This window comes from Streptomyces durhamensis (assembly GCF_000725475.1).
Lineage (GTDB): Bacteria > Actinomycetota > Actinomycetes > Streptomycetales > Streptomycetaceae > Streptomyces > Streptomyces filipinensis.
In genome coordinates this window covers 1-5,398 of record NZ_JNXR01000067.1, presented here as the reverse complement: position 1 = coordinate 5,398, position 5,398 = coordinate 1, and the positions used below count along the sequence as shown (strand labels likewise).

Genomic DNA, 5,398 nt, shown 5'->3' with positions numbered 1-5,398 from the left:
CCTGTTTGCGGGTCAGGGTTCGCAGCGGCTGGGGATGGGGCGTGGACTTTACGACGCCTTCCCGGTGTTCGCGGCGGCGTATGACGAGGTGTGCGTGCTGGTGGACGTCGAGATCGACGTCGATGCGGAAACGCTTCATCAGACGGGTTCGACGCAGCCGGCGTTGTTCGCGGTCGAGGTGGCGTTGTTCCGGCTGTTGGAGTCGTGGGGTGTCCGGCCGGACTATGTGGCCGGTCACTCGGTGGGTGAGATCGCGGCCGCTCATGTGGCGGGTGTGCTGTCGCTGGAGGACGCGGCGAAGCTGGTGTCGGGTGAGGCCTTCCGTGAGCGGGGTCGTAAGACGTCCCGGTTGAAGGTCAGTCACGCGTTCCACTCGCCGCTGATGGACCCCATGCTGGAGGAGTTCGCGCAGGCCGTCAGCGGTCTGGTCTTCAACGAGCCGCGGGTCCCGGTCGTTTCGAACCTGACCGGCCGGCTGGCCGAGCCGTACACGCCCGAGTACTGGGTCCGGCACGTCCGTGAGGCGGTCCGTTTCGCCGACGGCGTCCAGACCCTGCACGGCCTGGGCGTGTCGACCTTTGTCGAGATCGGCCCGGGCGGCGTCCTCAGTGCCCTCGCCCAGGGCTGCCTCGATGATGAAGCGGACATCGTCACCGTTCCCGCCCTGCGCGCCGACCGCCCCGAACCCCAGGCGCTCACTCTCGCCCTCGGGCAGTTGCACGCGCATGGGATCTCCCCGGACTGGCGGGCGCTGTTCCCCGGTGCCCGGCGTGTCGACCTGCCCACGTACGCCTTCCAGCGCGAGCGCTACTGGCTCGAAGGTACGGCCACGCTCGACGTCTCCTCGGCGGGCCTGGACTCCTCCGGCCACGCCCTGCTCGGCGCGGTCGTGGAGACCGCCGGCACGCGGGAGGTGCTGTTCACCGGCCGGCTGTCCCCGGCCGACCTGCCCTGGATCGCGGAACACACGGTCGGCGGGGTGCCGGTGCTCCCGGTCGCCGCGTTCGCGGAGCTCGCCCTGGCCGCGGGACGGCACGCCGGGTTCCCGCACCTGGAACAGCTGGACGTGGACGCCCCACTGGTGCTGGCCGAACAGGGCGCCGTCCGCCTCCAGGTGCAGGTCGGCGCCGGCGACGACCCCGACCGGCGCTCGGTGCGCGTCCTCAGCCGGCCCGCTGCCGGCGGCGTCGGCGAGCCGTGGGTCTGCCACGTCAGCGGAGAGCTCACCCGGAACGTCCCGGCGCCGGAGTTCGACACGATGATCTGGCCGCCGACGGGTGCCGAACCCGTGGACGTCGAGGACCGTCCGGGCCTGCGCGCCGCCTGGCGCGCCGGGGACGAGCTGTACGCCGAGGCCGCACTGCCCGTCACGGAGCGGGGCCGGGCGGACCGCTACGGTCTGCACCCCGTACTGCTGGACGCTGTCCTCGGCATGCCGGCGTCGGACCGCGCCGAAGATTCCGGTGGGCTGCTCATGCCCTACGCCTGGAGCGGCATGTCCGTGCACACCCCGGGGGCCGGGGCCGTGCGCATACGCATCCGGCCCGCCGGTGACGACGCGGTGGCGATCGAACTGTCCGACACCGACGGCTCTCCCGTCGCCTCGGTCGCGTCGGTCCGGACGCGGACCATGTCCTCGCAGCAGGTCCTGGCCTCGCGTGTGGCGCACCAGGACTGGATGTTCGAGGTCGACTGGATCGAACACACCACGGCTTCCGCTCCCGAGGCCGAGTGGGCGGTCCTCGGCGATGCGGGTTCCTACGCCGACATCGACGCGCTCCGCAAAGCGGTCGACGGCGGTGCGGCCACGCCTGCCCACGTCCTGCTGTCCTGCGCCCCGAGCGAGGGCGATGCCGCCGTGGCGACGCGCGCGCTGCTGGCCGGCGTGCTGTCGGTCGTCCAGGACTGGGTCGCCGACGAGCGGTTCTCCGACGCACGGCTCGTGGTGATGACCCGCGGGGCCGTCGAGTTGGACGGCACCGCTCCCGACCTCGCGCACGCCGCGGTCGCCGGTCTGGTGAAGTCTGCCCAGAGCGAGCACCCGGACCGGCTCCTGCTCGTCGACGTGGACGACTCGGTCGCCGACGGCGGCATCGAGCCGGTGCTGGCAGCGGCGCTCGCCGCTCTGGACGAGCCGCAGGCCGCGGTGCGCGACGGAAAGCTGTATGTGCCGCGCCTCGCCCGGATCACCCCGCCCGAGGAGCCCACCGGTCACGCCTGGGACCCCGAGGGGACCGTGCTGCTCACCGGCGCGACCGGTGGCCTCGGACGGTCGCTCGCGCGGCACCTCGTCGCCGAACGCGGCGCCCGGAGGCTGCTGCTGGCCAGCCGCCGCGGCCCCGCGGCCGAAGGAGCCGATGAACTCGTCACAGCACTGGGCGAGTTGGGCGCGCACGTCGACGTGGCCGCCTGTGACATCGCGGACCGGGACGCCGTCGCGGAACTGCTGGCCTCGATCCCGGCCGAGCACCCGCTCGTGGCCGTGGTGCACGCGGCGGCGGCCCTGGACGACGGCGTGGTCACGACCCTGACCCCGGAGCACCTGGACACGGTGCTGCGGCCCAAGGCCGACGGCGCGCTGCACCTGCACGAGCTGACCCGGGACCTGGACCTCTCCGCGTTCGTGCTCTTCTCCTCCCTGGCCGGCGTCCTGGGCAGCGCCGGCGCGGCGAGCTACGCCGCGGCGAACGCCTTCCTGGACGGGCTGGCGCGGCAGCGCCGCGCCGCGGGCCTGCCCGGCACCTCGCTGGCGTGGGGCCTGTGGACGGACAACGGCGGCATGGGCGACCGGATCACCGATGCCGACCGCAACCGGATGGGGCGCGCCGGAGTCGTGCCGTTCACCCCGGCGGAGGGGCTGGCCCTGTTCGACGCCGCCCTCACCGTGGACCGGCCGGTGATCGTGCCGGTCCGGCTGGATGTTCCGGGACTGCGCGCCATGGCCCGCGCCGGCATGCTGCCCATCGTCTTCCGCGACCTCGTGGGCGGCGCCGGCACCGAGTCCGGCGAGACCGCGGCCGCGGGGACATCCGCCCTGGCCCGCCGCCTCGCCGGGATGCCGGAGGCCGACCAGGAGAAGATCCTGCTGGACCTGGTGCGCCATCAGGCGGCAGCCGCCCTCGGCCACGCCAGCGCTGCCCGCATCGAGCCCACCACGGCCTTCAGGGACATCGGCTTCGACTCCTTGACCGCCGTGGAGCTCCGCAACCGGCTCAAGGCCGCGACCGGGCTCCGGCTCAAGCCCACCCTCGTCTTCGACCACCCCAACCCCGTCGCGATCGCCCGGCTCCTGCACAAGGAGCTGGTGCTCGACGTCACCGCCGAGGCTCCGCCCGTGCTCGGGGAACTGGACCGGCTGGAGGCGCGGCTCGCCGCGCTCGCTCCCGAGGACGCGGTACGGGACAAGATCACCGCCCGGCTCAAGGCGCTGCTCTGGAAGTGGACCGACAGCCACCAGGACGCCGCGGCGAACGCCGCCGACGCCGGCCCCGGCACCGACCGCGACTTCGACCGGATCGACGCCGCCACCGACGACGAGATGTTCGACCTCATCGACCAAGAGCTCGGGTCTCTCTGACTCTTCTCACGCACTGCTACCGAGGACGCAAAACATGTCGAACGATGACAAGCTCAGGGATTACCTCAAGCGCGTGATGGTGGACCTGCGCCAGACCCGCAGGCAGATGGGTGAGCTGGAGGCGAAGGACACCGAGCCCATCGCCATCGTCGGGATGGCCTGCCGTTACCCGGGCGGGGTCGGCTCGCCCGAGGACCTGTGGCGGCTGGTCGCCTCGGGTGGCGACGGGGTGTCCGGGTTCCCCACCGACCGCGGCTGGGACCTGGACGCGCTCTACGACCCCGAGCCCGGGCGGACCGGCCGCACGTACGTGCGTGAGGGCGGCTTCCTCTACGACGCAGGCGAGTTCGACCCCGCGTTCTTCGGGATCTCCCCCCGCGAGGCCCTGGTCATGGACCCGCAGCAGCGGCTGCTCCTGCAGACTTCCTGGGAGGCCTTCGAACGCGCGGGCATCGACCCCGCCACCGCCCGCGGCACCCGGGCCGGCGTGTTCGTCGGCACCAACGGCCAGGACCACGCCTACCTCCAGCGGCAGGGCGACAGCGACATCGAGGCCCACCTCGTCACCGCGAACACCGCCGCCGTGGTGTCCGGCCGCATCTCCTACGCCCTCGGCCTCGAAGGCCCGGCGGTCACCGTCGACACGGCCTGCTCGTCCTCGCTGGTGGCGCTCCACCTGGCCACCCAGGCGCTGCGCCGCGGCGAGTGCTCGCTCGCCCTGACCGGCGGCGTGACCGTGATGGCCACGCCGAACACCTTTATCGCGTTCAGCGCGCAGCGCGGCCTGTCACCCGACGGCCGCTGCCGCGCGTTCTCCTCGACCGCCGACGGCACGGGCATGTCCGAAGGCGTCGGCGTGCTCCTGCTGGAGCGGCTGTCCGACGCCCGTCGGCTCGGCCACGACGTGCTCGCCGTCGTCCGCGGCAGCGCCGTCAACCAGGACGGCGCATCCAACGGCCTCACCGCCCCGAACGGCCCGTCGCAGGAGCGTGTGATCCGGCAGGCGCTGGAGAACGCGCGCCTGACCGCCTCCCAGGTCGACGCGGTCGAGGCACACGGCACGGCCACCACCCTCGGCGACCCGATCGAGGCGGAGGCACTCCTCGCCACGTACGGCCGGGAACACGCGGGGGACCGGCCGCTGTGGCTGGGGTCCGTCAAGTCCAACATCGGTCACACCCAGGCCGCGGCGGGTGTCGCCGGTGTGATCAAGATGGTGATGGCCATCCGCAACGGCATCCTGCCGCAGACGCTGCACGTGGACGAGCCGACCGCTCAGGTCGACTGGTCGGCGGGCGGCGTCAAGCTGCTGACCGAGGCCGTCCGGTGGCCCGAGTCGGACCATCCCCGCCGGGCGGCGGTGTCCTCCTTCGGCGTCAGCGGCACCAACGCGCACACGATCATCGAGCAGGCCCCGGCCCTCGACGAGGAGCCCGCACCCGGGACGGCCGCCCCGGGACCGGTCCCGTGGGTGCTCTCGGCGAAGAGCGACGCGGCGCTGCGCGCCCAGGCGGAGCGCCTGCTCTCCTTCCTGGAGGACGGCCGCAGCGGCGACCGCTCGCCGGCCGACATCGGTTTCTCCCTCGCCACGACGCGCACCGCCTGGGACCGCCGGGCCGCGGTCGTCGGCGCGAACCTGGAGGAACTCACCGAAGGCGTACGGGCACTGGCGTCAGGCACCCCGTCCGCGGCCGTCGTCCAGAACACGGCCCGCCACGGCGACAAGGTCGGGTTCCTGTTTGCGGGTCAGGGTTCGCAGCGGCTGGGGATGGGGCGTGGACTTTACGACGCCTTCCCGGTGTTCGCGGCGGCGTATGACGA

2 protein-coding genes are annotated in these 5,398 nt (G+C 73.0%); both read left to right on the top strand.

What is annotated here, in order from left to right; all coding sequences use genetic code 11:
* Positions 1–3,577: type I polyketide synthase (locus IO33_RS0141680; protein ID WP_031174295.1), on the top strand; the 3,577-nt coding region annotated here is incomplete at its 5' end.
* A gap of 34 nt (positions 3,578–3,611) precedes the next feature.
* A partial coding sequence (locus IO33_RS0141675; protein WP_031174294.1) for a type I polyketide synthase occupies positions 3,612–5,398 on the top strand: 1,787 nt, incomplete at its 3' end.